The sequence below is a fragment of the Flavonifractor sp. An4 genome, assembly GCF_002161755.1.
GTDB classification, from domain to species: Bacteria; Bacillota; Clostridia; order Oscillospirales; family Oscillospiraceae; genus Flavonifractor; species Flavonifractor avicola.
Window position 1 is genome coordinate 40304 of the sequence record NZ_NFIL01000001.1, and the last position, 26658, is coordinate 66961.

27 protein-coding genes are annotated in these 26658 nt (G+C 63.1%); 20 read left to right on the forward strand and 7 right to left on the reverse strand.

Annotation, left to right across the window (positions count from 1 at the left end):
* Nucleotides 1–70 precede the first annotated feature (70 nt).
* Entirely contained in the window at nt 71–583 is a 513-nt protein-coding gene (locus B5F94_RS00125) for an HD domain-containing protein (protein WP_242959304.1), read from the reverse strand.
* Nucleotides 584–803: 220 nt separating this feature from the next.
* Here B5F94_RS00125 and B5F94_RS00130 point away from each other — a divergent pair, with 220 nt between their 5' ends.
* The 13 genes from B5F94_RS00130 to B5F94_RS00190 all read left to right on the forward strand — a co-directional run bounded on the left by B5F94_RS00130 (nt 804) and on the right by B5F94_RS00190 (nt 13200).
* Nucleotides 804–2063 carry an acetyl-CoA C-acetyltransferase gene (locus tag B5F94_RS00130; RefSeq protein WP_087326352.1) on the forward strand — a complete coding sequence of 420 codons (1260 nt, stop codon included), beginning with the start codon at nt 804–806 and terminating at the stop codon, nt 2061–2063.
* Nucleotides 2064–2132: 69 nt separating this feature from the next.
* The gene (locus B5F94_RS00135; RefSeq protein WP_087326355.1) at nt 2133–2825 is read left to right on the forward strand and encodes a CoA transferase subunit A; all 693 of its coding nucleotides are present in this window, start codon (nt 2133–2135) and stop codon (nt 2823–2825) included.
* Nucleotides 2825–3484 carry a 3-oxoacid CoA-transferase subunit B gene (locus B5F94_RS00140; protein WP_087326358.1) on the forward strand — a complete coding sequence of 220 codons (660 nt, stop codon included), beginning with the start codon at nt 2825–2827 and terminating at the stop codon, nt 3482–3484. The genes B5F94_RS00135 and B5F94_RS00140 overlap by 1 nt, the downstream gene beginning before the upstream one ends.
* Before the next feature lie 183 nt (nt 3485–3667).
* Nucleotides 3668–4057: a GntR family transcriptional regulator gene (locus B5F94_RS00145; protein WP_087267516.1), complete on the forward strand. Its 390-nt coding sequence runs from the start codon at nt 3668–3670 to the stop codon at nt 4055–4057.
* Nucleotides 4054–4956 (forward strand): ABC transporter ATP-binding protein, encoded by a 903-nt coding sequence (locus B5F94_RS00150; RefSeq protein WP_087187309.1) that lies wholly within the window; start codon nt 4054–4056, stop codon nt 4954–4956. The genes B5F94_RS00145 and B5F94_RS00150 overlap by 4 nt, the downstream gene beginning before the upstream one ends.
* Nucleotides 4931–6832 (forward strand): hypothetical protein, encoded by a 1902-nt coding sequence (locus B5F94_RS00155; RefSeq protein ID WP_143383217.1) that lies wholly within the window; start codon nt 4931–4933, stop codon nt 6830–6832. Before B5F94_RS00150 ends, B5F94_RS00155 begins: the two co-directional genes overlap by 26 nt.
* A gap of 163 nt (nt 6833–6995) precedes the next feature.
* Nucleotides 6996–8462 carry a pyridoxal-phosphate dependent enzyme gene (locus tag B5F94_RS00160; RefSeq protein ID WP_087326362.1) on the forward strand — a complete coding sequence of 489 codons (1467 nt, stop codon included), beginning with the start codon at nt 6996–6998 and terminating at the stop codon, nt 8460–8462.
* A 14-nt stretch (nt 8463–8476) separates the two neighbouring features.
* Nucleotides 8477–9715 carry a threonine synthase gene (locus tag B5F94_RS00165; protein ID WP_087326365.1) on the forward strand — a complete coding sequence of 413 codons (1239 nt, stop codon included), beginning with the start codon at nt 8477–8479 and terminating at the stop codon, nt 9713–9715.
* A 29-nt stretch (nt 9716–9744) separates the two neighbouring features.
* Nucleotides 9745–10083: a hypothetical protein gene (locus B5F94_RS00170; RefSeq protein WP_087326368.1), complete on the forward strand. Its 339-nt coding sequence runs from the start codon at nt 9745–9747 to the stop codon at nt 10081–10083.
* A gap of 15 nt (nt 10084–10098) precedes the next feature.
* Nucleotides 10099–11481 (forward strand): dihydropyrimidinase, encoded by a 1383-nt coding sequence (gene hydA, locus B5F94_RS00175; RefSeq protein WP_087326371.1) that lies wholly within the window; start codon nt 10099–10101, stop codon nt 11479–11481.
* On the forward strand, nt 11478–12044 hold the full coding sequence (locus B5F94_RS00180; RefSeq protein ID WP_242965507.1) for a nucleotidyltransferase family protein: 567 nt from the start codon (nt 11478–11480) through the stop codon (nt 12042–12044). Before hydA ends, B5F94_RS00180 begins: the two co-directional genes overlap by 4 nt.
* A 188-nt stretch (nt 12045–12232) precedes the next feature.
* The gene (locus tag B5F94_RS00185) at nt 12233–12607 is read left to right on the forward strand and encodes a lipocalin family protein (RefSeq protein ID WP_087326374.1); all 375 of its coding nucleotides are present in this window, start codon (nt 12233–12235) and stop codon (nt 12605–12607) included.
* 173 nt (nt 12608–12780) lie between these two features.
* Nucleotides 12781–13200, forward strand: a complete 420-nt coding sequence (locus B5F94_RS00190) for a hypothetical protein (protein ID WP_087326377.1) — start codon at nt 12781–12783, stop codon at nt 13198–13200.
* Nucleotides 13201–13596: 396 nt separating this feature from the next.
* Here B5F94_RS00190 and B5F94_RS00195 read toward each other — a convergent pair whose 3' ends face one another.
* Nucleotides 13597–14040: a nucleoside deaminase gene (locus B5F94_RS00195; protein ID WP_087267535.1), complete on the reverse strand. Its 444-nt coding sequence runs from the start codon at nt 14038–14040 to the stop codon at nt 13597–13599.
* Between the two features lie 122 nt (nt 14041–14162).
* Here B5F94_RS00195 and B5F94_RS00200 point away from each other — a divergent pair, with 122 nt between their 5' ends.
* The 6 genes from B5F94_RS00200 to B5F94_RS00225 all read left to right on the forward strand — a co-directional run bounded on the left by B5F94_RS00200 (nt 14163) and on the right by B5F94_RS00225 (nt 18962).
* Nucleotides 14163–14726, forward strand: coding sequence for a manganese efflux pump MntP (locus B5F94_RS00200; RefSeq protein WP_242965510.1), 564 nt, complete (start codon nt 14163–14165; stop codon nt 14724–14726).
* A 3-nt stretch (nt 14727–14729) separates the two neighbouring features.
* Nucleotides 14730–15446 (forward strand): selenium cofactor biosynthesis protein YqeC, encoded by a 717-nt coding sequence (yqeC, locus tag B5F94_RS00205; RefSeq protein ID WP_087326380.1) that lies wholly within the window; start codon nt 14730–14732, stop codon nt 15444–15446.
* Complete coding sequence (gene yqeB / locus B5F94_RS00210; RefSeq protein WP_087326383.1) at nt 15434–16237, forward strand: selenium-dependent molybdenum cofactor biosynthesis protein YqeB; 804 nt, start codon at nt 15434–15436, stop codon at nt 16235–16237. Before yqeC ends, yqeB begins: the two co-directional genes overlap by 13 nt.
* The gene (locus B5F94_RS00215; RefSeq protein WP_087326386.1) at nt 16225–16980 is read left to right on the forward strand and encodes an XdhC family protein; all 756 of its coding nucleotides are present in this window, start codon (nt 16225–16227) and stop codon (nt 16978–16980) included. Before yqeB ends, B5F94_RS00215 begins: the two co-directional genes overlap by 13 nt.
* Nucleotides 16981–17100: 120 nt before the next feature.
* The gene (locus B5F94_RS00220) at nt 17101–17478 is read left to right on the forward strand and encodes a BlaI/MecI/CopY family transcriptional regulator (protein ID WP_087326389.1); all 378 of its coding nucleotides are present in this window, start codon (nt 17101–17103) and stop codon (nt 17476–17478) included.
* Nucleotides 17475–18962 (forward strand): M56 family metallopeptidase, encoded by a 1488-nt coding sequence (locus B5F94_RS00225; RefSeq protein ID WP_087326392.1) that lies wholly within the window; start codon nt 17475–17477, stop codon nt 18960–18962. The genes B5F94_RS00220 and B5F94_RS00225 overlap by 4 nt, the downstream gene beginning before the upstream one ends.
* Nucleotides 18963–19018: 56 nt before the next feature.
* On the opposite strand, the gene B5F94_RS00230 is transcribed toward B5F94_RS00225, so the two are convergent.
* The 5 genes from B5F94_RS00230 to B5F94_RS00250 all read right to left on the reverse strand — a co-directional run bounded on the left by B5F94_RS00230 (nt 19019) and on the right by B5F94_RS00250 (nt 24717).
* Nucleotides 19019–20008 carry an ABC transporter permease gene (locus B5F94_RS00230; protein WP_087326395.1) on the reverse strand — a complete coding sequence of 330 codons (990 nt, stop codon included), beginning with the start codon at nt 20006–20008 and terminating at the stop codon, nt 19019–19021.
* A complete protein-coding gene (locus B5F94_RS00235; protein ID WP_087326398.1) occupies nt 20008–21093 on the reverse strand; it encodes an ABC transporter permease in 1086 nt (361 codons plus the stop codon). The genes B5F94_RS00230 and B5F94_RS00235 overlap by 1 nt, the downstream gene beginning before the upstream one ends.
* On the reverse strand, nt 21086–22666 hold the full coding sequence (locus tag B5F94_RS00240; protein ID WP_087326401.1) for an ABC transporter ATP-binding protein: 1581 nt from the start codon (nt 22664–22666) through the stop codon (nt 21086–21088). Before B5F94_RS00240 ends, B5F94_RS00235 begins: the two co-directional genes overlap by 8 nt.
* A gap of 107 nt (nt 22667–22773) precedes the next feature.
* Nucleotides 22774–24042, reverse strand: coding sequence for a BMP family ABC transporter substrate-binding protein (locus B5F94_RS00245; RefSeq protein WP_087326404.1), 1269 nt, complete (start codon nt 24040–24042; stop codon nt 22774–22776).
* Between the two features lie 102 nt (nt 24043–24144).
* Nucleotides 24145–24717 (reverse strand): xanthine phosphoribosyltransferase, encoded by a 573-nt coding sequence (locus tag B5F94_RS00250; RefSeq protein ID WP_087326407.1) that lies wholly within the window; start codon nt 24715–24717, stop codon nt 24145–24147.
* A gap of 255 nt (nt 24718–24972) precedes the next feature.
* On the opposite strand from B5F94_RS00250, the gene B5F94_RS00255 reads away from it, so the two are divergent.
* Nucleotides 24973–26628: an S-layer homology domain-containing protein gene (locus tag B5F94_RS00255; protein ID WP_087326410.1), complete on the forward strand. Its 1656-nt coding sequence runs from the start codon at nt 24973–24975 to the stop codon at nt 26626–26628.
* Nucleotides 26629–26658: the final 30 nt, after the last annotated feature.

The following is a 26658-nucleotide window of genomic DNA, read 5'->3' on the forward strand; positions in this document are numbered from 1 at the left end:
GCACCGGGATTTTGAAAAAAACCCGTATTTTTTTCCAACTTGGGCCCCTTGCACAAGGAAAGGGCGGTCTTTACCGTTTCTTTACCGCGTTTCCACCGAAGGCAGGCCGGGGCAGACAGGCCGTCCGGTACAGGGCGGTCCGCCGCCAGATGCCCAGCACCTCCGCCGTGGCGCACAGCTTGTCGGCCACACACACCGCCGCCGCCGTCCGGCTGCGGGGGGCGCTGCGGGCCATGGGCCACATATGGGCCAGGATGCCGTTTTCCTCCTCCCGGCTCAGCTCCCCGCACAGGGCCCGGGCGTTTCGCTCCGCCGCCAGGGGGTGGGCAAAGCACTGTTTATAGGAGGGCAGGCTCTTGGGATCGTAGAGATACAGATCGTGGAGCAGCCCCGCCCGGGCCGCCGCCCGTCCGTCCCGCCCCCACCGCCGGGCCAGGCGGAAGGCCACATAGGACACAAACAGGCTGTGCTCAAAGCAGGACACCCCCGGATGGTGCCGGATCTCCTTCATGGCCTGCACCGGCTGGGACACCAGCAGCTCCCCCACGCAGTCCAGATAGGCCGCCCAGTGTTCTTCCCGCACGATACCACGCCTCCTTCTCCGCTCTTGTTCTTCCTTATTATATCCCCCTGCAACCCGGCCCGCAACCCTATCCTGCCCCTGCGCTTCTGGTACAAACTGGATACTCTTTGACACACCCCGCTTCCACACTTTCCACAGTTGATTTTTACTAATGTCGGATGTATAATGAAACGAAGGGTTTATTAGGGGAGAAATCGAAATAATCTGGAGGTCATTCACAATGAAAGAAGTCTACGTAGTCAATTGCTGCCGTACCGCTGTCGGCTCCTTCGGGGGCAGCCTGAAGGACACCCCCGCCACCGATCTGGGCGCTGTTGTCGTCAAGGAGGCCCTGAACCGCTCCGGCCTGAAGCCCGAGCAGGTGGATGAGCTGATGTTCGGCTGCATCCTCACCGCCGCCCAGGGCCAGAACCCCGCCCGTCAAGTGGGCGTGAAGGCCGGTCTGCCCTACTCCGTGCCCGCTTACACCGTGGGTATGGTGTGCGGCTCCGGTATGAAGTCCGTCATTGAGGGCGCCCGCGCCATCCTGTCCGGCGACGCCGACGTCATCGTGGCCGGCGGCACTGAGAATATGTCCGCTGCTCCCTACGCTCTGCCTGCTGAGCGCTGGGGCGCCCGTATGGGCGACAAGAAGGTCGTGGACACCATGATCAAGGACGGCCTGTGGGACGCTTACAACAACTATCACATGGGCACCACCGCTGAGAACATCGCCGACGTGTGGGGCATCACCCGCGAGGAGATGGACGCCTTCGCCGTGTCCTCCCAGAACAAGACCGAGGCCGCCCAGACTGCCGGCAAGTTCGTGGACGAGATCGTGCCCGTCATGGTGAAGAAAAAGAAGGAAATGGTGGAGTTCAAGGTGGACGAGTTCCCCAAGGCCGGCGTGACCATGGAGTCCGTCTCCAAGCTGCGCGGCGCCTTCCCCGCCGGTCCCGAGGGCGTGGAGGACGAGATCGTTCACACCTTTGAGGTCACCCAGGTCCACGAGGCTGACGCCAAGAAGCACGTCCAGCGCGTCACCGCTGCCAACGCCTCCGGCATCAACGACGGCGCTGCCGCCATCGTGCTGGCTTCCGGCGAGGCTGTTGAGAAGTACGGCCTGAAGCCCATGGCCAAGCTGGTCTCCTGGGGCCAGGGCGGCGTGGATCCCAAGATCATGGGCGTGGGCCCTGTGCCCGCCTCCCGTCAGGCTATGGCCAAGGCCGGCCTGAAGATCGACGACATCGACCTGGTGGAGGCCAACGAGGCCTTTGCCGCTCAGTCCATCGCCGTGGCCCGTGAGCTGGGCTTCGACATGAGCAAGGTCAACGTCAACGGCGGCGCTATCTCCATCGGTCACCCCGTTGGTGCTTCCGGCGCCCGTATCATTGTCACCCTGCTCCACGAGATGCAGAAGCGGCCCGAGGCCAAGAAGGGCCTGGCCACCCTGTGCATCGGCGGCGGCATGGGCGTCGCCACCATCTTCGAGAAGTGCTGATCCATTCCTGCCGGAGCAGGTCTCTCTGCTCCGGCAGGTCCCTATTTTACATTTAGGAGGGTAACGAACGTGCACAATAAGGTAATTTCCGTTGAGGAAGCCGTGAACATGATCCCCGACGGCGCCACTATTATGTTCGGCGGTTTCCTGGGCTGCGGCAGCGCCCACAAGGTTATTGAGGCTCTGGCCAAGAAGGGCACCAAGGACCTGACCATCATCGGCAACGACTGCGGTATGGCTACCGGCCCCCACGGCGAGGAGTTCTACGGCATGGCCAAGCTGGTCCACAACCATCAGGTCAAGCGCGTCATCGCCACTCACGTGGGCATGACCCCCGACGTGGGCACCCAGGGCATGGTGGAAAAGACCCTGCAGGTGGACCTGGTTCCCCAGGGCTCCCTGGCTGAGATGATCCGCGCCGGCGGCGCCGGTCTGGGCGGCGTGCTCACCCCCACCGGCGTGGGCACCATCGTGGAGGATTCCCCCCTGTGCCTGGGCAAGCAGACCATCAACGGCAAGGAGTATCTGCTGATGCAGCCTGTCCGCGCTGACTTTGCCATCATCAACGGCCACACCATTGATAAGTTCGGCAACATCTGGTACAAGGGCACCACCCGTAACTTCAACATCGTCATGGCCACCGCCGCAGACGTGGTCATTGCTGAGGCCGACCACCTGGTAGAGGTCGGCGACATTGAGCCCGAGAACGTGGTCACCTCCGGCGCCTTTGTCAATTACATTGTGGATGGAGGGAATGCGTAATGGAAAAGTCTGAGATCAAGGGCTTTATCGCCAAGCGCGTGGCCAAGGAGCTGAAGGACGGCGACGTGGTCAACCTGGGTATCGGCCTGCCCACTATGGTTCCCGCCTACCTGCCCGAGGGGGTCCACGTGATCCTCCAGTCTGAGAACGGTATCATCGGCACCGGCCCCAAGCCCACCCCCGAGGAGGCCGACCCCCGCTATAAGACCGATGCCGGCGGATCTCCCGCCCAGGCCGACGTCTTTGGCTGCTACATCGACTCCGCCACTTCCTTCGGCTTCATCCGCGGCGGCCACGTCAACGCCACCATCCTGGGCGGCCTGGAGGTCGACGAGGAGGGCTCCCTGTCCAACTGGATCATCCCCGGCAAGAAGATGCCCGGCATGGGCGGCGCCATGGATCTGCTGGTGGGCGCCAAGGAAGTCATCGTGGCTATGGAGCACACCGCCAAGGGCAATCCCAAGATCCTGAAGAAGTGTACCCTGCCCTACACCGCCGTGCACTGCGTCACCAAGATCATCACCGAGATGTGCGTCCTCAACGTGACCGACAAGGGTCTGGAGATGGTGGAGATCAACCCCGAGTTCACCGTGGAGCAGGTTCAGGCCGCCACTCAGGCTACCCTGATCATCTCCCCCGACCTCAAGCCCATGTGCTGACCGGCTTTTGCCGCTATCAAACGTCCCGCGGAAAACCGCGGGACGTTTTTTTATGCTCTGCCCGTCGCCCCCGCCGAAAACCGGAAGAAAAACGTCACACTTTTTTAAGGAATTCCCCCCTCTCACCCGTGTATACTAACTGTACTAAGATGTGTCATACACTTCCGGAAAGGAGATGCCAGGATGATCCAGCTGAATTACCGGGACGCCCGGCCCATCTATGAACAGGTAAAGGATGGACTGCGGCACCTGGTTGTGACGGGGGCCCTCCAGGCCGGGGACAAACTTCCCTCGGTGCGGGCACTGGCCACGTCGCTGGCCATCAACCCCAACACCATCCAGCGGGCCTACGAGTCCCTGGAGCGGGAGGGCTATCTGTACACCGTGGCGGGCAAGGGTTCCTTTGCCGCCCCCCAGGCGGACGTAAACGCCGACCGTCGGGAGCGGCTGCTGAAGGACTTTGATTCCTCCGCCGCAGAGCTGCTGTTTTTGGGTATGACGGCGGGGGAACTGGCCCGCCGTTTGGACGAGGCCGCCGCCCGCCAGGCGGCCAGAGAGGAGAGGAAACCATGATCGAAGCCAAGAATGTGGTCAAGACCTTCGACGGCTTTAAGGCCCTGGACGGTCTGACCATGACGGTGCCCCAGGGCTCCATCTACGGTCTGGTGGGCCCCAACGGCGCGGGCAAGTCCACCCTGCTGCGCCACGTCACCGGGGTGTACCGGCAGGACTCCGGCTCGGTGCTGCTGGACGGCAACCCCATCTACGAAAACCCCGCCGCCAAGGCCCGCATCGCCGACATTCCCGACGAGCTGTACTACTTTCTGTCCGCCTCCACCCGGGACATGATGCGCTTTTACAAGGGCTTTTATCCCCGGTTTGACACGGCCCGGTACCAGGCCCTGAAGGATGTGTTCACCAACGTGGACGAAAACCAGCCCATCCGCCGCCTGTCCAAGGGAATGCAGAAGCAGAGCGCCTTCTGGCTGGCTCTGTGCTGCCGGCCGGAGGTGCTGGTGCTGGACGAACCGGTAGACGGCCTGGACCCGGTGATGCGCCGCCAGGTGTGGTCCCTGCTGATGGGGGACGTGGCGGAGCACGGCACCACCGTGCTGGTGTCCTCCCACAACCTGCGGGAGCTGGAGGATGTGTGCGACCATGTGGGCATCCTCTCCCACGGCAAGGTACTCATTGAGCGCTCCCTGTCCGATCTGCAGGAGAACGTGGTGAAAATGCAGATCGTGTTCCAGGAGCGGGAGATGCCCCAGCTGCCGGAGGACCTGGAGGTGCTCCATGTGTCCCAGGTGGGCCGCATCCATACCCTCATCATCCGGGGCAATGCCACCGACGTCACCAACCGGCTGGCGGTGTACGCCCCCATTCTGATGGAGGCGCTGCCCCTCACCCTGGAGGAAATCTTTATTTATGAGTTGGGAGGTGAGGACTATGGGGTCCGGGACATCGTACTTTAATATGACCCTCTTCCGCAAAAATCTGGCCCGGTTCTGGCCCATCTGGGGGCTGTACGCCCTGATTTGGGTGGTACTGCTGCCGGCGGGGGTACTGCTGCGCCGGGACGTGTGGGACAAGGGGAACGCCTGGGAATTCCCCCTGGTCCTGCTGGACGGCAGCCGGAACATGGCCCTGGTGCTGGCCTTCCTCTTCGGCATCCTGTGCGCCATGGCGGTGTTCTCCTACCTCTATTCCGCCCGCTCGGTGGGGATGCTCCACGCTCTGCCCATGCGGCGGGAGGGCCTGTTCCTCACCAACTACCTGTCCGGCCTGGCCTTTCTGTGGGTGCCCAACTTCGCTGTCTTTCTGCTGGCCCTGGCGGCGGAGGCCCTCAACGGCACGGTGGTGTTCAGCTCCCTGTTCACCTGGCTGGTGGTCACCTGCCTTTTGTGCCTGTTCTTCTACTCCTTCGCCGTGTTCTGCGCCATGTTTACCGGCCACATTCTGGCCCTGCCCGCCTTCTACCTGATCCTCAACTTCCTGGCCTCAGTCATTACCTATCTGTTGGAGAGCATTGCCCGGGAATTTCTCTTCGGGTTCAACGGCGCCGTGTGGGCCGAGAAATGGGCCATGTGGTTCACCCCCTCCCTCAAGCTGCTCCGTTCCACCGGCCTGGACTACACGGGCAGCACCCCCCGCTACTTCGGCCTGGGCCTGGTGACTCTTTACGCCCTCATCGGCCTGGTACTGGCGGGGATCGCCCTGGCGGTCTACCATCGCCGGCAGCTGGAGCGGGCGGGGGATGTGATTACCGTGGGCTGGGTGCGCCCGGTATTCCGCTATGGCATGGCCCTGTGCTGGGCCATCGCTCTGGGCGCCTTCTTCTACTCCATCTTCTACACCCTGCTGCCCCGGGGGGCCTGGACTCTGCTGGGCTGGATGCTGCTGTGGGGGGCCGCGGGCTGCTTTATCGCGGAGATGCTGCTGAAAAAGCGGTTCTGGGTGTTCAAAACCAGCTGGAAGGGCTGCGTGATCTTTCTGGTGTGTCTGGTGGCCGCCATGGCCACTCTGGAGCTGGACCTGCTGGGCTTTGAGCGCCGGGTGCCCGACGCCGCTCAGGTCAAGACGGTGGAGATCAGGGGCATCAGCAGCGCCCCCTATGACAGCGCCGACTACCTGAACTTTTCCACCTCCGATCCCCAGACCATTGAGGAGATCACCAGCCTCCACTCCTCCATCACCGACCGCAAGGATGAACTGGAGGCGGTGCAGGCCAGCGGAATCAGCACCGAGTCCTGGATCAGCCAGTCCAACGGCCTGGACCTGCAGGTGGAGACCAGCACCTCCGTCCGTCTGTGCTATGAGCTGACCGACGGCACTGTGCTGGAGCGGAGGTATGATCTGCCCATCCGGCAGGAGGATCTGGAGGACGCCTCCTCCCCCGCCGCCCGGCTGGACCGGCTCATCAACCAGCCCCAGGTGGCCAGTGAGATCTATTTTGGCTCCATTGGGGAGACCGCCCGGCTGGTGGACGCCGCCCTGGTGAACCTGTATAATCCGGAGGACGACAGCTACGGCTTTGAGTACCTGCCCTCCGAACTGCTGGAACCCCTTTTGGAGGCCATCCAGGCCGACATGGCCGAGGGCAATCTGGGGCGCCGCTACCTGCTGGAGGACCAGGAGCGGATGGACAACTGCTGCTACGCCGACCTGGAGCTGACCTTCCGGCTGGACCAGACCGGCGTCTCCGGCGGCACCGCCCCCGCCGCCACGGCCTCCACCTACACCGTCACCATCACCCTGCAAAAGAGCGCCGTCCACACCATGGAGGTACTCAAGGATTACTCCTATGCCTTCCTCTCCCAGGCGGAGATGGACCAGCTTAACCGCAACTGAACCTTTCCCTTTTGGGGCGCGCCGTCCACAGCGACGGCGCGCCCCTTTGTTGTCTCTCCACAAATCCGACGGTCTTTTTCCCAGCGCTGTGGGATACTTTTCCTTGATTTCTCAGCGTCATGTGCTATCATGTTGGTAAGTATCTCGGTAAGGAGGCTTGTGTATGATCGACCTGACCGTCCATCGCCAGGGCCTGGAGCATAACATCCGTATTGCCCGGGAAAACGGCGTGGTGATTCCTACGTTTGAAAATATGATCCATCCGGAGACGGTACCTCAGCCTATCCGGGACCGGCTGACCCATGTGGGCCTGTGGGATGTGGACCCAGCCAACCTGTTCCGCATCACCTGGAAGAACGAGCCGGTGCCCACCGGCGGTCTGTACCGCTCCGCCCCCAACTACATCGAGCTGCCCCCCGCCCTCACCGGCGTGCCCGCCCGCATCCTGTGCCTGCCGGGCAAGTGGTTCCCCACCGGCTGCCACAAGGTGGGCGCCTCCTTCGGCTGTCTGGCTCCCCGGCTGGTCACCGGCCAGTTTGACGCCTCCTCCCAGAAGGCGGTGTGGCCCTCCACCGGCAACTACTGCCGGGGCGGTGCCTTCAACTCCAAGCTGCTGGGGGTCCACGGGGTGGCCATTCTCCCCGCCGGCATGAGCCAGGAGCGGTTTGACTGGCTGGCCTCCATCGACGCCGACGTCATCAAGACCCCCGGCTGCGAGTCCAACGTGAAGGAGATCTTCGACAAGACCAACGAGCTCAGCCGGGACCCCTCCTGCATGATCTTCAACCAGTTTGCCGAGATGGGCAACCATCTGTGGCACTACAAGGTCACCGGCGCGGCGGTGGCCGAGGCCTTTGAGGACGCCAAGCGCCCCGGCGACCGGCTGGCGGGCGCCTGCTTCACCTCCGGTTCTGCGGGCACCATCGGCTGCGGCGACTACCTGAAAGAGGTCTACCCCGCCATGAAGCTGGCGGTGGGCGAGGCCGTCCAGTGCCCCACCATTCTGAACAACGGCTTCGGCGATCACCGGGTGGAGGGCATCGGCGACAAGCACGTGCCCTGGATCCACGACGTGAAGAACACCGACATGGTGGTGGATGTGGACGACAACGACGCCATGGCTCTGCTGCGGCTGTTCAACGAGCCGGCGGGCAAGGCCCAGCTCATGGACGCCGGGGTGGACCCCCAGCTGGTGGAGCAGCTGTCCCTCATGGGCATCTCGGGCATTGCCAACGTGCTGTGCTGCATCAAGCTGGCCAAGTACTACGAGCTCACCGGGCACGACGTGGTATGCACCGTCCTCACCGACTCGGCGGATATGTACCGCTCCCGTCTGGCGGAGCTGACCCAGCAGCTGGGCGAGTACGACGCCAAAGCCGCCGCCTATGACTTTGCCCTCCACCTGATGGGCCTGAAAACCGACTGCATGGCGGAGCTGGGCTACTACGACCGCAAGCGGGTCCACAACCTGAAGTATTACACCTGGGTGGAGCAGCAGGGCAAGACCACCGACGAACTGGACGCCCTGTGGTACGGCACCGAATGGGCCGACGTCCACAGCCAGGCCGACGCCCTGGATGAGCTGATCCGGGCCTTTAACGAGGAGACCGGGGTGCTGAAGGGCCTGTAAAAGGAGGTTCCTCCATGAAATACGTTCTGGGCGCCAAGTGCGTCAAATGCGGCAGGGAGTATGCCGCCGTCTCCGACCTCACCACCTGCTCCTGTGGGGGCATTCTGGATATCCAGTACGACTACGCCGCCCTCCGCCGGGATCTTTCCCGGGAAAAGCTGGCCCAAAACCAGGACCGGTCCATGTGGCGGTACCGGTCCCTGCTGCCCATCGAGGAGGATTCCGCTCCCCCGCCCCTGCGGGTGGGCTGGTCCCCCCTCTATGAGGCGGACCGTCTGGGGGCGGAACTGGGGCTGAAAAAGCTGTACATCAAGGACGACGGCCAGAACCCCACTTCCTCCCTGAAGGACCGGGCCTCCGCCCTGGCGGTGGTCAAGGCCAAGGAGGCGGGGGCGGACACCATCGCCTGCTCCTCCACCGGCAACGCCGCCTCCTCCCTGGCGGGCAACGCCGCCGCGGCGGGCCTGCATACCTACATCTTCGTGCCCAGCCGGGCCCCCAAGGGCAAAGTGGCCCAGCTGCGGGTCTTCGGCTCCACCGTCATCAGCGTGGACGGCTCCTATGAGGAAACCTTCGAGCTGTCCAAGGCCGCCATCGGCAAATGGGGCTGGTACAACCGCAACGCCGCCATCAACCCCTACCTGTCCGAGGGCAAAAAGACGGTGACCCTGGAGATTATGGAGCAGCTGAACTGGCAGGCGCCCGACTATATCGCCCTCTCCGTGGGGGACGGCTGCACCATTGCCGGGGCCTGGAAGGGCCTCACCGATCTGTATGAGGTGGGGCTTATTGACAAGCTGCCCAGGCTCATCGCCGTCCAGGCCGAGGGCTGCTGCCCTCTGAACCGGGCCATCCAGACCGGACAGCCCTGGTCCCCCATGGAGGAGAACACCCTGGCCGACTCCATCGCCGTGGGGGTGCCCCGCAACCCGGATAAGGCCCTGGGCGCCATCCGGGCCTCCCACGGCGTGGCCGTCAATGTGTCCGATGAGGAGATTCTCGCCGCCATGCGCCTGCTGGGCCGCACCCAGGGGGTGTTCGGCGAGCCCGCGGGCGTCACCGGCACCGCCGGGGTAAAGAAGGCTCTGGAGCTGGGCCTCATCTCTCCCGACAGCACCGTGGTGAGTATTGTCACCGGCAACGGTCTGAAAGACGTGCAAAACGGCATCAAGGCCGCCGGGGAACCCCTGCTGGTATCCCCGAATATGGACGCGCTGCTCTCCGCCTTTGACCGGGCGGGCATCCGTCCCTGAAACCAACCAAAGAAAGGAAATCTATCACCATGAATGAACGCGCCGCCAAAATGGGGGTCTGGGCCCACTTTATCCTGACCCTGGCCAGCTTTATCCTCTCCCTCTATCTTCTGCTGTTCTGGCGCCATGACGGCACCCTCACCTTCGTGCTCATCGCCGTGTGGCTGGGCTATCTGGCCTACACCCTGTTCCGGGGCATGGCCGACCTGCTGGGCCCCCGGCGCCGGATGGCCAACTTTACCCGGATGCTGGACCGCTGGCAGGACGCCTTCGGCAAACGCTCCAGCGCCCTGGCCCTGCTCACCTTTATGACCCTCATCGTGGGCGCAATAAAGATCATTGTCCCCATCCTCATCATGCAGCTGTAAAAGGAGGTCTGTTCCATGTCTATCCTCATCCAAAACGGCACCCTGATCTGCCCGGGAGGTCCGGTGCAGGCCGGCTTGCGGGTGGATGTAGGCAAGATCGTTGAGATCGGCCCCGCCCTGCCGGTGGGCGACAGCCAGGTCATTGACGCCACCGGCAAGCTGGTGTTCCCCGGCTTTATCGACACCCACACCCACTTCGAGATGAACAAGGGCACCATCCGGGAGACCGCCGACAACTGGGAGAGCGGCACCAGGGCCGCCCTGGCCGGCGGCACCACCTGCGTGCTGGACTTTGCCGAGCCGGAGCGGGGGGCCTCCCTTCAGTCCGCCCTGGACGAGTGGCACGCCCGGGCCGGCGGCCACGCCAGCTGCCACTACGGCTTCCACATGACCATCAAGGACTGGGATCCCCGTATCATCGCTGAGATCCCCCAGATGACCGCCCAGGGCGTCACCTCCTACAAGGTGTACCTGGCCTACGCCAACATCCGCATCTCCGACGGCGTGGCCTATGAGGTCATCAAGGCCGTGGGCAAGGAGGGCGGCGTGGTGGGCTGCCACTGCGAGAACGGCGACCTCATTGACCGGGCCATCGCCGAGCTGAAGGCCGCCGGCAAGCTCTCCCCCGCCAGCCATCCCCTGTCCCACACCGCCGTCATGGAGGCGGAGGCGGTGGACCGCTGGCTGGCTCTGGCCGAGCAGGCGGGCTACCCTGTGAATGTGGTCCACCTGTCCACCCGGCGGGGCCTGGAGGCGGCCCGTGCCGCCCGGAACCGGGGCCAGAAGGTCTACCTGGAGTCCTGTCCCCAGTACTTCACCCTCACCGAGGACAAGTACCACCTGCCCGGCTTTGAGAGCGCCAAGTATGTGTGCGCTCCTCCCGCCCGGCCCCAGTCTGACGTGGACGCCCTGTGGGAGGCCCTGGAGAACGGTGAGATCGACACCATCGGCACCGACCACTGCTCCTTCAACTTCAACCCCACCAAGATGCTGGGCAAGGATGACTTCTCCGCCATCCCCGGCGGCATTCCCGGCACCGAGCACCGCCCCCCCATTATGTACACCCTCGGCGTGAAAACCGGCCGCATCACCCCCCATCAGATGATGCTGGCCCTGGCCCAGCACCCCGCCCAGCTCTTCGGTATGTTCCCCCAGAAAGGCGCTCTGGCGGTGGGCAGCGACGCCGATATCGTAATCTTTGATCCCAATTATACCTGGCGTATTACCGCCGAGGCCCAGTACCAGCGGGTGGACTACACCCCCTACGAGGGTATGGAGATGGCGGGCCGCACCGACACGGTGCTGCTGGACGGCCAGGTGGCGGTACAGGACGGCAAGGTGGTCCAGGAGGGTCTGGGTCACTATGTGTCCCGCGGTCCCTCCCAGTTCTGGCGATGAAGCGGGTGGGCGCCGTGCTGCTGGCCTCCGGTCTGGGCCGGCGGTTTGGCTCCAATAAGCTGTTGAGGTTGGTAGAGGGCGTGCCCCTCTACCGCCGCGCCATGACCGCCCTGGCGGGGGCTGGGCTGGACCGGCTGGCGGTGTGCTCCCTCTACCAGGAGGTGCTGGAGGCCGGGGAGGAGCTGGGCTTTCTCCCCCTGTACAACCCCAATGGTGCAGAAGGGATCTCCGCCTCCATCCGCCTGGGGGTCTCCCGGATGGGGGACATGGATGGGGTGCTCTTCTCGGTGTGCGACCAGCCTTTTCTGACCACAAAAAGTATTATTCGATTGAAAGATACCTTTGAGGAATCAAAAGACGCCATCTGTGCCCTGTCCTGGGGCGGAAAACGGGGCAATCCCGTCCTCTTCCCCGCGGATCTGCTGGGGGAGCTGGCCGCCCTCACCGGGGACACCGGCGGCGGCGCGGTGGTGAAGCGCCACCCGGACCGGCTGGTGCTGGTGGAGGTGGTTTCCCCAAATGAGCTGGCCGATGTGGATCGGCCGGAAGACCTGGGCCTATAACAACGCAAGGGCGGCTCTTCTGGAGCCGCCCTTGCGTTGTATCTTTTTTCCCAAACTCACAATGCTTTAAGATTTATTTCAGGTTGCCACCATTCCCCCGATATGCTATAATCTAGACTACGAAATAAATGTATTTCGTTTATTTCGACCTTCGCCGCATTGCGGCTGAAAAAGAAAGGAAGAATGTTATGAAGAAGCGCGCATTGACTCTGCTCCTGGCTCTGGCCATGATCGTCAGCCTGGCTGCCTGCGGCGGCGGCGGCGGGGGTCCTGCCGGCTCCTATAAGATGACCAAGATGAACGCTGCCGGCGTTGAGATGAACATTGAAGATCTGGCCGCCATGGCCGGCGTGGATATGACCGTTACCCTGGAGCTGAAGGCCGACGGCAACTTCACCCTGGACATGAGCGCTCTGGGCACCGGCAGTGTCTCCGGCACCTGGACCTCCAGCGGCAACACCGTGACTCTCTCCAGCGAGGGGGAGGATATTGCCGCTACCCTGAACGGCAATACGCTGGTCATGGAGCAGGACGGCCAGTCCCTTACCTTCGAGAAGCAGTAAGTCTTGTCTCTTACTTATTGAAAACGCCTGTAAACCGGACTGCCCCAGATGGGGCAGTCCGGTTTTTCTTCCAGTCTCTGACCTTGCGCCCTTTCGACCCTTCGTGCTATAATGGATCCCTATTTAAGGAAACACCGTCCCCCCTGCCATACCAGCCAGAAAGGAAGGACCTCATGAAGCTGATCCGAACCCGACTCCTTTTGCCCCTGTTGGCAGCGCTGTTTCTGACCGTGGGGCTGACTGCCTGCGGCAGCTCCTCCCAGCCCGCTCCCACCGACACCAGTGCCGACGTGGTGGGCATTTACCGCCTGCAGCACATCTCCGCCGCCGGGCTGGATCTGGACGCCGATGCGCTGAGCGAAACCATGGGCACCCAGATCTCTATCCAGCTGGAGGTGAAGGCCGACGGCACCTTTGTTATGGACTCCGCCATGCCGGAGCTGAACCGGCAGGAGACCATCTCGGGCACCTGGAGCCAGAAGGACGGCGCCATTATCTTTGCCACCGACAGCGAGGAACTGCCCGTCACCTTTTCCGACGGGGTCCTGACCCTGGAGCAGAACGACCAGAGCCTGGTATTTGAGAAGAGCTGAACCGAGAACCGCGGCAGACGAAACCCCCGTCTGCCGCGGTTTTTTGTAAAAACGGCAGAGGCCGGACGCCCGCTCCTGGCGCCCGGCCTCTGCCGAAGGAAAGAGGATACAATGAAATGAAAAGAAACTGTCTCTTGCAAGGATTATGATACCGGAGAGATGTTAACGAAAAAATCCCCAGGTGTTACAATTCCGTTAAATCTGCCATCCATTCTGTAAAGATCCTGTGAAGAAAAGCGAAACGGGCAGCGTTGCGCTCGCTGCCCATTTCTTATGATTGGAGGATAGAATGAAAAGAAGCTTTGTCTCTTGCAAGTGATATCCTAACAGTGGGTTGTTAAAAAAAGTAGCTCTGTTTGTTACAATTTGATTAAATGTACAAAAAAGCCGTCTTCTTTACCTCAAATTCTGGAAAAAGCTCTGGAGCAGTGCGGTACATTCCGCCTCCATCAGGCCGCCGTAGATGCGGGGATGGTGGTTGAACCGCTCCTCAAACAGATTGAGCACCGACCCGCAGCACCCGGCCTTGTCGTCCTTGGCCCCGTAGTACAGGGCGGGGATGCGGGCGTTGACGATGGCCCCGGCGCACATGGGACAGGGCTCCAGGGTGACGTACAGGGTGCAGCCCGTCAGCCGCCAGCCCCCCAGGGTGCGGCAGGCCTGATGGATGGCCTCGATCTCGGCGTGGCCCAGGGCGGTGCGGGCGGTCTCCCGCCGGTTGCGGCCCTCCCCCACCACCACGCCGTCCTTCACGATGACGCAGCCTACCGGCACCTCGCCCTCCTCCATGGCCTGACGGCCCAGCTCCAGTGCGCGGGCCATGTAATCCCGATGCTCCATCCGCTCTCCTCCTTCTCTCACACGGCTTTTGTGGTCATGTGTCCTTATATTTGTTATAGCATAATTTCAAAGGCTATGCTATACTATTTGAAGGAAACCTAACTTTTTTGCAGGTGATTGTTTTGGTCGAAATTTTCCTCATCGCCGTCAGTCTGGCCCTGGACGCCTTTGCCGTTTCGGTGTCCAGCGGCATCTCCATCCCCGGCTTCGGCGGCCGTCAGGCTGTGAAAATGGGGGTCTGGTTCGGTGGCTTCCAGTTTGCCATGCCGCTGATCGGCTGGCTGCTGGGCACCAGCGTCAGTCAGTACATCGAGGCGGTGGACCACTGGGTGGCCTTCGCCCTGCTGGCCATCATCGGCGGCCGGATGGTGTGGGGCGCTCTGCGCCGCGGCGCCGGCGAGGAGGAGGAAGCCCCCTCCGACCTGTCCGCCCGGCGGCTGTGCCTGCTGGCCATCGCCACCAGCATCGACGCTCTGGCCGTGGGCGTGTCCATGGCCTTTATGAATGTGCCGGTGCTCCTCTCCGCTGTGGTCATCGGTGTGGTGGCCTTTGTGCTGTCTGTGGTGGGCGGCCTGGCGGGCCGTAGGCTGGGGGCTCTGTTCCAGCGGCGGGCTGAACTGGTGGGCGGTCTGGTACTGGTGGGCATCGGCATTAAAATTTTGGTGGAGCATACGATGGGAGGCTGAACCGTGGGCATTTGGGAACGTCTGGACCTGGACCCGGCGGTCCACCGCATGGTGGCCCTGGTGGGGGGCGGCGGCAAGTCGTCCACCATGTACGCCATGGCCAAACAGGCGGCGGACAGCGGGCGGAAGGCGGTGGTCACCACCACCACCCACATCCTTCCCCATCCCGGCCTGCCTCTGGCGGGGGATCTGGCCCAGCTGGCCGCCCTGCTGAAGAAGCACCGGGTGGTCACCCTGGGGGCCTACGACAGCCGGGGCAAACTCACCGGGGCGGCAGATCCCGCCGCCTGTCTGGAGCTGGCCGACGTGGTACTCATTGAGGCCGACGGGGCCAAGCTGCGGCCTCTCAAGGCTCCGGCGGACCATGAGCCGGTGATCCCTCCCTCCTGCCACGCCGTTATCGCGTCGGCAGGCCTGGACAGCCTGGGCAAACCTGTGGAGGAGATCTGCCACCGGCCGGAGCGGGTATGCGCCCTGCTGGGGGTGGAGCCCGACCACAAAATCACCCCCGCCGACGTGGCGGCCATTTTGTCCAGCCCTCTGGGCGGACGAAAAGACGTGGGACAAGCCATGGCCTTCCGCTGTCTGCTGAACAAGGCGGACGACGATCAGCGGTGGGCCTGGGGCACGGAAATTCAGGGGCTGTTGGCCCAGCAGGGCATCCACAGCGCCATTACTTACTACAAAGAAGAGGAGCGGGGCGGATCATGCTTATTCTAGTGAAAGGCGCGGGAGATCTGGCCACCGGCACGGCGGTGCGGCTGTACCGGGCGGGCTTTCAGGTGGTCATGACGGACATTGCCCAGCCCACGGCGGTGCGGCGAACCGTGGCCTTCTCCCAGTGTATCTACGACGGTCAAACCACCGTGGAGGGAATTACCGCCCGGAAGGCGGAAAACCGGGACCAGGTCAGGGACATTCTGGCCGCCGGGGAGATCCCGGTGCTGGTGGACCCCCAGGCCGCCATCCTGGCCCAGCTGCCCTTTATGGTAGTGGTGGACGCCATTCTGGCCAAAAAGAATTTGGGCACCACCATCAGCGACGCCCCCATCGTGCTGGCCCTGGGCCCCGGCTTCACCGCCGGCACCGACTGCCACGGCGTCATTGAGACCAAGCGGGGCCACGATCTGGGCCGACTCATCCTGGAGGGGTCCGCCATCCCCAACACCGGCGTGCCCGGCGACGTGGGAGGCTACACCAAGGAGCGCATTATCCGCTCTCCCGCCGACGGGCCCTTTGAGCCGGTGGCTCAGATCGGCCAGCAGGTCAATCTGGGGGACGTGGTGGCAAAAGTCAACGGCATCCCCGTCACCGCCCAGCTCACCGGCATCGTCCGGGGGATGCTCCCCGCCGGTATCCCGGTAACCGCCGGGATGAAGTCCGGTGACATCGACCCCCGGTGCGAGGTGCGCCACTGCTTCACCGTGTCCGACAAGGCCCGGGCCATCGGCGGCGGCGTGCTGGAGGGTATTTTGTACTTTGGAAGGAGATTGCACCTGTGGAACGACTGATTCTGTGCGGCGGCGGCCACGTCTCCCTGGAGCTGGCCTATGTGGCCGCCCGGCTGGAGTTTGAGGTGGTCGTCATTGACGACCGGCCGGAGTTTGCCAACACTGACCGCTTCCCCATGGCCCATCAGGTGCTGTGTATGCCCTTTGACCAGGCCCTCAACCAGCTGGGCAGCCGGGACAGCGACTATTTCGCCATTCTTACCCGGGGCCACGCCTTTGACAAGGACTGCCTGGCACAGGTGCTGCGGGGGCAGTACGCCTATGTAGGCATGATCGGCAGCCGCACCAAGGTGGCCGCCGTGTACAAGGCCCTTCGGGAGGAGGGTTTTTCCCAGGAAATGCTGGACGGGGTATACTCCCCCATCGGCCTGTCCATCGGGGGCCAGACCCCGGCGGAGATCGCCGTGGCCATTGCCGCCCAGCTGATCCAGGTCCGCGCCCAGCGGGGCCCCGGCGCTGTCAAGCCGCCGGAGGAGTCCGGGGTGCTGTGCACCATCATCGAGAAGCACGGCTCCGCCCCCCGGGGTGTGGGTACCTGGATGCTGGTACGCCCCGACGGCAGCTGCGCCGGTACCATCGGCGGCGGCGCCGTGGAGTATGAGGCCAAAAACCACGCCCTGGCGCTGTGGCAGTCCGGCGGACGGGAGGAGGTCGTAGAGTACGACCTGTCCCACGCCGCCGCCGAGCTGGGCATGGTGTGCGGCGGCCGGGTGAAGGTCCGCTTTACGCCGAGAAAAATCTGACTGAACAGAGCCGCCGGGCGTTGCCCGGTGGCTTTTTGATACCCTTGACAGCCTCATGTTTCCCCGCTATAATCTTCTACATAAGAAGAACTTCTACAATAGACGAAGGAGGTGCAAACCATGAAGCAGGACATCCGCCGCCTGCCCGACAGCGAGCTGGAGCTGATGCAGATCATCTGGGACAGGGAGCCGCCGGTGACCCGGCCGGAGATCGAGGAAGCGCTGGCCAAGACCCATCCCCTGGCCCCCACCACCATCCTCACCTTCCTCACCCGGCTGTGCGACAAGGGCTTTCTCAAGCTGGAGCGCCGTGGCAAGGTAAACTACTACACACCGATTATCACCAGAAAGGCCTATCTGGCCCAGGCCAGCCGTGGGGTGCTGGACCAGCTCTTCGGCGGCTCGGTGGCCGCCCTGGCCACCTCCCTGGTGGACGCCGGGGTGAGCCGTGAGGATTTAGAGGAACTGCGTAAGATGCTGGAGGAGGGACGGCTGTGAACCTTGTGCTCATCTGGGGCTACCGTCTGTTTGTGGCCGTCCTGCTGGGCGGCGGCATCGCCTATGCCTTCCATCGGGAGTGGAGCTACGAGCAGCAGGTGGCCCTCACCGGCTGCACCAGCCGGGACAGCAGCGCACGCAGCACGGTGGTCTGGCTCACCCCCTGGTCCCTCCCTATTGTGGTAGCCGTGCTGTGGCTGATCACCCTCATCTATGCCGGTCCGGCGGTGGGGGCCGCCGTACTGACGGAGTTCTCCCTCCAGCTGATGGTACTGCTCACCTTCTATTTCGGCGCGCTGATGCTCCTGCTTCCCCTGCTGCGGCGGAAGATCTCCGCCCGGGCCTGCGCCACCCTGTGGCTGCTGCCCGTCTTTCTCTATTACAACCTGACGGTCTGGCGGATGAGCTACCTGCCGCCCCTGGTGGTCCTGCGTGTGCCGTCCGGTGTGGTCCCCATGCTGCTGGGGCTGTGGGCGGCGGGCTTTGTGGCGGTGGTGCTGTGGCATATGTTCTCCCACTTCCGGTTCCGCCGGGCCCTTCTGAGGGACGCCAGGCCGGTGGAGGAGCCGGACGTGGTCAATCTGTGGTGGGAGGAGCAGCGCCAGGTCTTGCTGAAGCGGCATATTCCCCTGCTCACCAGTCCCGCCGCCACCTCCCCCCTGACCATCGGGTTGTTTCACTCCACCATGTGCCTGGTGCTGCCGGAGCGGGCCTATACCCTGGACCAGTACCGGCTCATCTTTCGCCACGAGCTGCGCCACGTCCAGCGCCGGGACGTGGACACCAAATGTTTTTACATCCTGTGTAAGGCCCTGTGCTGGTTCAATCCCCTGATGTGGCTGGCCGCCCGGAGGGCCTCCGCCGATCTGGAGCTGTCCTGCGACGAGATGGTGGTATACGGCGCGGATGACCAGACCCGCCGGGAATATGCCTCCCTCCTGCTGGAATCCGCCGGGGACGACCGGGGACTGTCCACCTGCCTGTCCGCCTCCGCCTCCAGCCTGCTTCACCGGCTGCGGGGGGTGGTGAGCCCCGGGGAACACACCTCGGGAACCAAGCTGCTGGCCCTTATGATGGCGATCCTGGTGCTGTGCTCCGGTCTGGTGGGGGTGAGCGGCAGTTACGGCACCCTGGGAGAGGTGGCTTTGGCCTCCTACGGGCCGGACTACAGGGTATCCTCGGTATCCATCGATGGGAGAACCCGCTACCATTCTCAGCGGGATATGGACCCCCAGATCAGTGGGACCCTGCTGGACTACCTGTCCGCTCTGCCGGTGACCAAGCTGGCCACCGGTCAGACGATCAGTGACAGCGAGGGCAGCCACCTGAGCGCCTTTGTGTCCGCAGGGGACGCATATCTCTTCCTGAACCTCACCGACCAGCTGTGCTCCGTCCAGGACGTGAACAGCGACCAGATCTCTGCGGTGCTCTGCCGGGTGGATGGCCCGGTAGACTGGGACTATCTTGAGTCCCTGCTGGAATAATCCAAACAAAAAGAGCGGCCCCGGCGCAAATGCGCCGGGGCCGCTTACTGGTTTTATTACCGCTCCTCCCGGAAGTAGGGCAAACCGAGGGAGTTCGGGGGCTGCTTGTCTTTGCTGTTGCGCAGGGAGGTAAAGATCAGCACGATGACGGTGACCACATAGGGCAGGATCTTGTACAGTTCGTCGGGGATAAAGCCCAGGTGGAGCCGCTGGTACAGGATCATCAGCGCGCCGAAGAGGATGGAGCCCCAGATGGCGTTGAGGGGCCGCCACAGGCAGAAGATGACCAGGGCAACCGCCAGCCAGCCCTCGCCGGACAGGGCCTCGTGGTTCCACACGCAGCTGGCGATGGTCATGATATACACCATGCCGCCGATGGCCGAAATGCCGCCGCCGATGACGGTGGCCAGATATTTGTACCGGGTGACGTTGACGCCGGCGGCGTCGGCGGTGGCGGGGGACTCGCCCACCGCCCGCAGGGACAGGCCCGCCCGGCTCTTGTTGAGGAACAGGTGCATCCCCACCGTCAGCACGATGCCCAGGTAGAGGAAGATGCTGTGACCGAAGAGCAGGGGTCCCACCACCGGCAGCTCCTGCAGGGCCGCCGGGAAGGGGGAATTGAGGAAAACCGCCTTCAGGTCGTTGCTCACCGCCACATAGCCGCCGGAGGTCACCCGCATATACTCGCCGATGAACTGGCCCGCGCCGGTACCGAAGATGGCCAGGGCCAGACCGGTGACGTTCTGGTTGGCCCGGAGGGTGATGGTGAGGAAGGAGTAGATGAGGGCTCCGATGGCGCCGCCCAGGAAGGCGAAGAACAGGGCCAGGATGACGGCCAGCACGCCGCTGGTGCCGCCGGCCCCCTCGAAGTAGAAGGCAGCGCCCAGGCCCATGGCTCCGCCCATGAACATCATGCCCTCCACGCCCAGGTTCAGGTTGCCCGCCTTTTCCGACAGGATCTCACCCAGGGTGCCGTAGAGCAGGGGCACGCCGTTGAGAACGGCGGCCATGATCAGGAGCAGGACCGCGTTGCTGTTGATATCCATTACTTGGCCACCTCCTTATGGCTGCCCCGGAAGATGAGGCGGTAGTTGATGAAGAACTCACAGCCCAGCATACAGAACAGGAAGATGCCGGTGATGATGTCCGAGATGGAGGCGGGCACGGACAGCTGGGTCTGAAGGGTGTCGGCGCCCTTGTCCAGCACCGCCAGCAGCACCGAGATGCCCACCATGGCGAAGGGATTGAGCTGGGCCAGCCAGGCCACGGTGATGGCGGTAAAGCCCACACCGGCGGCCACGCCGGAGTACAGGGTGTTGTCGGCGCCGGAACAGACGATGAAGCCCACCAGACCGGCGATGGCGCCGGAGAGGAACATGGTCCGCATGATGATCTTGCCCACGTTCATACCGGCGTACCGGGCGGTGTTCTCGCTCTCGCCGATGACGGCGATCTCATAGCCCTGCTTGGTGTACTTCATGTAGAAGAACATGGCCACCGTCAGGACCAGGACGATGATCCAGCCGCAGTGGACCCCCAGCACCTTGGGCAGCACGGCGGCAGAGTCGAACTGGGGAATGATCTGGGAGCCGGGACGGCCCTCCCAGGGGCCGCCCTGGAGCCACTTCACCACGCCGATCATGATATAGTTCATCATCAGGGTGAACAGGGTCTCGTTGGTGCCCCACTTGGCCTTGAAGAAGGCGGGCACCAGGGCCCACAGGCCGCCGCAGATAGCGCCGGCCACCGCCATGACCACCAGCAGGGCGGGACCGGGCAGCTTATCCGCCCAGAACAGGGCGAAGTAGGAGGCGCCCACGGCGCCGGCGGTGATCTGGCCCTCGGCGCCGATGTTCCAGAAGCGCATTTTGAAGCAGGGGGCGATGGCCAGGGCGGTGCCCAGCAGGGGCACGGCGATCTTTACGGTCTGGCGGATGGCGGTGGGCTTGCCCAGGGAGCCGCCCACCATGGTGCCGAAGGCCCCAAAGGGGTTGTGGCCCATGAGCAGGAAGATAAGGGCGCTGATGAGGATGGCCACCAGGAAGGAGGCGCCCCGAATGGCCCACACCTGGCCCTTGGGCATTCCATCCCGCTTGGCCAGACGGATCAGGGGTGTATTGGATTCATGCACGGCTCTCTCCCTCCTTTCCGCCGCCCACATGGGTCATGAGCAGGCCTACCTGCTCCTTGGTGGCGGTGGGTCCGTCCACAATGCCGGACACCTGGCCGCCGCACAGCACCAGAATCCGGTCGCACAGCTCCAGCAGCACGTCCAGATCCTCGCCCACCAGCAGCACCGCCACTTCCTTCATCTTCTGCTCGTTGAGCAGCCGGTAAATGGTGTAGGAGGAGTTGATGTCCAGGCCCCGGACGGGATAGGCGGTCATGAGCACGGTGGGGGTGGAGGCGATCTCACGGCCCACCAGAACCTTCTGCACGTTGCCGCCGGACAGACGGCGCACCGGGGTGGCCACCCCGGGGGTGACGATCTCCAGCTCGTCGATGAGTTTCTCCGCCAGGGCCTTGGGGGCCTTCCGGTCCACCAGGGGGCCGGGGGTGTCCTTGTAGGTCTTGAGCATCATATTGTCCACCATGCCCATGCCGCCCACCAGGCCCATGCCCAGCCGGTCCTCGGGCACGAAGGCCAGGGAGACGCCCACCTTGCGGATCTGGCCGGGGGTCTTGCCCACCAGCTCCTCCCCCGCCTTGTCCACCGGCACATGGCGGCCGGCGATGTCGCTTTCAGGGTGGGGCGGATAGTAGAAGATGTGGCCGGAGTCCGCCTTTTGCAGGCCGGCAATGGCCTCCAGCAGCTCCTTCTGGCCGGAACCGGCGATGCCGGCGATGCCCAGGATCTCACCGCCGAAAGCCTGGAAGGAGATGTCCTTCAGCACCGGCAGGCCCTCGCCGCTCAGGCAGTTGAGGCCCTTTACCTCCAGCCGCAGGTCCTTGTACTTGGCCTGGGGCCGGTCGATGTTCAGGGTGACGGCGTGGCCCACCATCATCTCGGTGAGCTTCTGGGGGTTGGTGTCGCAGGTGTTGACGGTGCCGATGTACTTGCCCTTGCGGAGGACCGCCACCTTGTCGGACAGGGCCATCACCTCGTGGAGCTTATGGGTGATGATAACGATGGCCTTGCCGTCAGCCTTCATGGCCCGGAGGATGTTGAAGAGCCGGTCGGTCTCCTGGGGGGTAAGGACGGCGGTAGGCTCGTCCAGGATGAGGATCTCGGCCCCCCGGTAGAGCACCTTGACAATCTCCACCGTCTGCTTCTCCGACACCGACATATCGTATACCTTCTTGTTGGGGTCGATGCCGAAGCCGTACTTGTCGCTGATGGCCTGGACCTGGGCGGCCACCGCCTTGCGGTCGTGCTCCTTCCCCTTCAGGCCCAGGGCGATGTTCTCGGCGGCGGTGAACACCTCCACCAGCTTGTAGTGCTGGTGGATCATGCCGATGCCGTGGGCAAAGGCGTCCTTGGGAGAGCGGATGGTCACCGGCTTGCCGTCGGCCAGAATCTCTCCCTCATCGGGGAGGTAGATGCCGGAGAGCATATTCATCAGCGTGGTCTTGCCGCTGCCGTTCTCTCCCAGCAGGGAGAGGATCTCCCCCCGGTTGATGGTCAGGTCAATACTGTCGTTGGCCACCACCTTGCCGAAGCGTTTGGTGATGTGCCTGAGTTCAATTGCATGGACAGGTTCCAAGGCTGTCATCCTTCCTGTGATGAGACGTGGGTGGGTGCTTTACGGGATTTCCCGGGAAAGGACAGAAAAGAGGGCTGCGTGTGCAGCCCTCTTTTGGGTTAAGGTCATCAATAGGCGGAGTTGAGCCACTCGATGCCGTCGATCTGCACGGTGAAGTAAGGCGCAGACTGGAAGTAGGACTCATGGAAAGCGCCGTCAAACACGGCCTCCTGGTCATCGGCCACGAAGTCGCCGTCGGTATCCAGGGCCATGCAGGTGGTGAGGGGCTGGCCCTCCACAGTGAAGGTGGAGGTGTCAAACACCTGCAGCTCGCCGGAGCGGATCTGCTCCTCCACCTCGGCCAGCTTCTCAGCGGTGCCCTCGGCGGCGATGTCGGTGTTCAGCTCGGTCATAACCACAGCGCCCTCGTCCATACCGTGGCACCAATCCTGGTCAAAGGGCTGGCCGTTGGCCACAGCCTCGATGGCGTACTCAAAGTACACGGACCAGTCGATGCGGGTGCCGATGAGGGAGGAATCGGGAGCCACGGAGATCATGTCGTTGTTGTAGCCGGTGTGGAAAGCGCCGTTGTTCTGGGCGGCGGTGGCGGGGGTGGTGTTGTCGGAGTGCTGGGAGATCATGACGCAGCCGGCGTCGCACAGAGCCTGGGCGGCGTTGCCCTCCTCAGAGGCGTCGGACCAGGAACCCACGAACTGGACCTTCATGGTCACGCTGGGGCACACGCTCTTGGCGCCCAGGTAGTAGGCGGTAAAGCCGGAGATCACTTCGGCGAAGGAGTAGGCGCCCACATAGCCGATGACGGCCTGGTCGGCGGTGATCTCGCCGTTGTCGATCATCTCCTGGAGCTTCATGCCGGCCACCACGCCGGCCAGGTAGCGGCCCTCATAGATGTTGGCGAAGGCGTTGTGGGTGTTGTCCAGGCCGTCGTTCCAGGAAGCCTGGTTGGTGCAGGCGATGAACTCGATCTCGGGGTAGTCGGGAGCCACCTTCAGCATGAAGGGCTCAAAGCCGTAGGAGTTGTTGATGATCAGGTCGCAGCCGGCCTCGGCCAGCTCAATGTTGGCGTCCTCACAGGAGGAGTCCTCGCCGATGTTCCACTTGATCTGCCAGTCCACGGTGATGCCCTTGGCGGCCAGCTTCTCGGTGACAGCCTCCTTGCCGCGGATGAAGTTGTAGGTGTAGCCCTGGTCGTTCTCGTCGCCGATGCAGATCAGGCCCACCTTGACGGTCTTGCCCTCACCAGAGGGGGTCTCGGTGCTGCCGGAAGTGGTCTCGCCGCCAGCGGGGGTCTCGCTGTCCCCACCGCCGCCGCAGGCAGCCAGGCCCACCATCATGGCGCCGGCCAGGAGCAGTGCAAGCAGTTTTCTCTTCTTCATGTCCAAGTTTCCTCCTTTGATCCACAAAATCTTCCATTCTTTCCTTCAAAACAGCCTGCTTCCCCACAGGCTGGTCTGAACACACTCATGACGGCAGGCCGCTCAGCAGAACTCCACGCCGTCCTCTACACTCATACTCTTAATTCTCGCAAGAGATTCCACCCGCACGCCCATGCCGCGGATCAGGTCGCCGCCGGGCTGGAAGGCCTTCTCCACGGCGATACCGGCGCCCACCAGGGTAGCCCCGGCGTCCCGCACCAGCTTGATGAGGCCCTGGAGGGCAGAGCCGTTGGCCAGGAAATCGTCAATGATGAGCACCCGATCCTCGGGCAGCAGGAACTGCTTGGCCACAATGATATCGTACACCTTGCCGTGGGTGAAGGACTCTACCTTGGAGGTGTACACGTCGCCGGCGATGTTCTTGGTCTTGTTCTTCTTGGCAAAGATCACCGGGCAATCAAAAAACTGCGCGGCCACACACGCGATCCCGATCCCCGATGCCTCGATGGTCAAAATCTTGGTAACCCCGCAGTCCTTGTACAAACGCAAAAATTCCTTACCCATTTCCTGAAACAGCTTGACATCCATCTGATGATTGAGGAAGCTGTCCACCTTCAGCACGCCGCCTTCCCGAATGATGCCGTCGGTGCGGATGCGATCTTCCAGCAATTTCATACCGCCGTCTCCTTAACAAAAAATTCATTTTTATTGTATCGAATTCTGCATCCCTCTGCAACCGACCATATTCTATCAAAAAACAGCGTTCTCGTCACCCCTTTTTATTCATTTTGTCTGATTTATACAGGTTTTTTCTGCCTCCCGCCCGGGAGGCCCTCCGTTTTTCGTTGTACTTTGCCTGCTCCTTTGTTAAAATAATAGATGTCAGACCCAATTCCCTGTTTTACCCATGATAAAGGAGGTCTTTTTTTCATGAAGCGCCGGATCTGTGCGGCGGCTCTCACCGCCGTTTTACTGCTTTGCGCCGCACCCCTCTCCCCCGCCGCCCGGGCTTTTTCCGATACCAGCGGCCACTGGGCCCAGGCCGACATTGACAAGGCCCGGGATTACGGCCTGATGGAGGGCTACCCCGACGGCCGGTTCGGCATCGGCGACGACATCACCCGGGCGGAATTTGTCACCGTCCTGTGCCGTATGTTTGACTGGGACATGATCTCCCCGTCCTCCCCCTCCTACATAGACTGCGGCACCAGGGAGTGGTATTACTCCGCCGTGGAAACTGCCCGGGCCCACGACGTGATGGACCCCAACGGCGCCTTCCGGCCCCTGGACCTCATCAGCCGGGAGGAAATGGCGGTGATGCTGGTCCGGGCCCTGGGGTACGACACCCTGGCCCAGGACCTGTCCTCCCTGTCCCTCCCCTTTGACGATGTGAAGAATAACGCGGGCTACATCGCCATTGCCTACGATATCGGCATGATCAAGGGCGTCACCGGCCCCAACGGACAGCTCAAGTTCCTGCCCTCCCACTCGGCCACCCGGGAGGAGGCCGCCGCCATGCTGGTGCGGGTATATGAGCGGTATATCTCCAAGGTGGACTGGCTCCACGGCTTCTACGCCTTCTCCTCCTACTCACAGATCAACCTGACCGCCGATATGGACGCCGTCAGCGTGGGCTGGGCCCGGCTGGAGTACGGCGAAAATGGCCCCACCCTCAACTCCACCAGCACAAACGGCAACGACTGGGTGAAACCCTCCGATCCCACCCCCGCCACCGACTACTTTACCAGCCACGGGGTAGACTACAACCTGTGTGTCTTTGGCTCGGCCACCGACTCCGTGACCCTGGCCGACGGCTCCACCACCTCCACCGTGGCCGCTGTGGTCAACAACTCCAACGCCCGGGCCCAGGCCATTGACGCCCTGGTGGCCGCCGCCGGAGACTACGCCGGCCTGACCATCGACTTCGAGGGGCTGAAGGGGGATACCATAAAGAAGAATTATGTCACTTTCATGCAGGAGCTGCGGGCCGCTCTGCCCGACAGCAAGACCCTGTATGTGTGCGTCCAGCCCGACACCTGGTACACCGGCTTTGACTACCGTGGCCTGGGTGAGGTGTGCGAAAAAGTGATCCTTATGGCCCACGACTACCAGTGGACCTCCATCCCGGAGTCCTATGTGGGCACCGGCAACACCAACTCCCCCGTCACCCCCATTGCCAGCGTGTACGAGGCCCTGCGGGACATCACCGATCCAAACACCGGCGTCCGGGATGCGAGCAAGATCGCTCTGGCCATCTCCTTCGGCACCGCTGGGTTCCACATCGATGAGGAAGGAAAACTCCTTGACACCACTATCTACCACCCCGGCGCCTCCACCCTGGCCGCCCGGCTGGCCCAGCCGGACACGGTGGTGACCTACAGCGACAAGTACCGCAATCCCTGCGCCATCTACACCAATGAGGAGGGCGAGAGATACAAAGTGTGGTATGAGGACGCCCGCAGCGTGGCGGACAAGCTCCAGCTGGCCAGGATGTTCGGCATTTCCGGGGTATCCCTGTGGCGGGTGGGCACCATCCCTGCCAGCAGCGGATACGATGTGTGGAGCGCCGTCCAGGCCGCCCGATGACCTGCTCCGCACCCCTTGAAGAAAAGGAGA

Bases quoted from the DNA above. Each gene is read 5' to 3' on its own strand.
- B5F94_RS00255 (WP_087326410.1), top strand. From the start codon at position 24,973: ATGAAGCGCCGGATCTGTGCGGCGGCTCTCACCGCCGTTTTACTGCTT.
- B5F94_RS00220 (WP_087326389.1), top strand. From the start codon at position 17,101: ATGAAGCAGGACATCCGCCGCCTGCCCGACAGCGAGCTGGAGCTGATG.
- B5F94_RS00140 (WP_087326358.1), top strand. From the start codon at position 2,825: ATGGAAAAGTCTGAGATCAAGGGCTTTATCGCCAAGCGCGTGGCCAAG.
- B5F94_RS00155 (WP_143383217.1), top strand. From the start codon at position 4,931: ATGGGGTCCGGGACATCGTACTTTAATATGACCCTCTTCCGCAAAAAT.
- B5F94_RS00165 (WP_087326365.1), top strand. From the start codon at position 8,477: ATGAAATACGTTCTGGGCGCCAAGTGCGTCAAATGCGGCAGGGAGTAT.
- B5F94_RS00230 (WP_087326395.1), bottom strand. From the start codon at position 20,008: ATGGATATCAACAGCAACGCGGTCCTGCTCCTGATCATGGCCGCCGTT.
- B5F94_RS00170 (WP_087326368.1), top strand. From the start codon at position 9,745: ATGAATGAACGCGCCGCCAAAATGGGGGTCTGGGCCCACTTTATCCTG.
- B5F94_RS00250 (WP_087326407.1), bottom strand. From the start codon at position 24,717: ATGAAATTGCTGGAAGATCGCATCCGCACCGACGGCATCATTCGGGAA.
- hydA (WP_087326371.1), top strand. From the start codon at position 10,099: ATGTCTATCCTCATCCAAAACGGCACCCTGATCTGCCCGGGAGGTCCG.
- B5F94_RS00195 (WP_087267535.1), bottom strand. From the start codon at position 14,040: ATGGAGCATCGGGATTACATGGCCCGCGCACTGGAGCTGGGCCGTCAG.
- yqeB (WP_087326383.1), top strand. From the start codon at position 15,434: ATGCTTATTCTAGTGAAAGGCGCGGGAGATCTGGCCACCGGCACGGCG.
- B5F94_RS00150 (WP_087187309.1), top strand. From the start codon at position 4,054: ATGATCGAAGCCAAGAATGTGGTCAAGACCTTCGACGGCTTTAAGGCC.
- B5F94_RS00190 (WP_087326377.1), top strand. From the start codon at position 12,781: ATGAAGCTGATCCGAACCCGACTCCTTTTGCCCCTGTTGGCAGCGCTG.
- B5F94_RS00180 (WP_242965507.1), top strand. From the start codon at position 11,478: ATGAAGCGGGTGGGCGCCGTGCTGCTGGCCTCCGGTCTGGGCCGGCGG.
- B5F94_RS00185 (WP_087326374.1), top strand. From the start codon at position 12,233: ATGAAGAAGCGCGCATTGACTCTGCTCCTGGCTCTGGCCATGATCGTC.
- B5F94_RS00160 (WP_087326362.1), top strand. From the start codon at position 6,996: ATGATCGACCTGACCGTCCATCGCCAGGGCCTGGAGCATAACATCCGT.
- B5F94_RS00145 (WP_087267516.1), top strand. From the start codon at position 3,668: ATGATCCAGCTGAATTACCGGGACGCCCGGCCCATCTATGAACAGGTA.
- B5F94_RS00245 (WP_087326404.1), bottom strand. From the start codon at position 24,042: ATGAAGAAGAGAAAACTGCTTGCACTGCTCCTGGCCGGCGCCATGATG.
- B5F94_RS00130 (WP_087326352.1), top strand. From the start codon at position 804: ATGAAAGAAGTCTACGTAGTCAATTGCTGCCGTACCGCTGTCGGCTCC.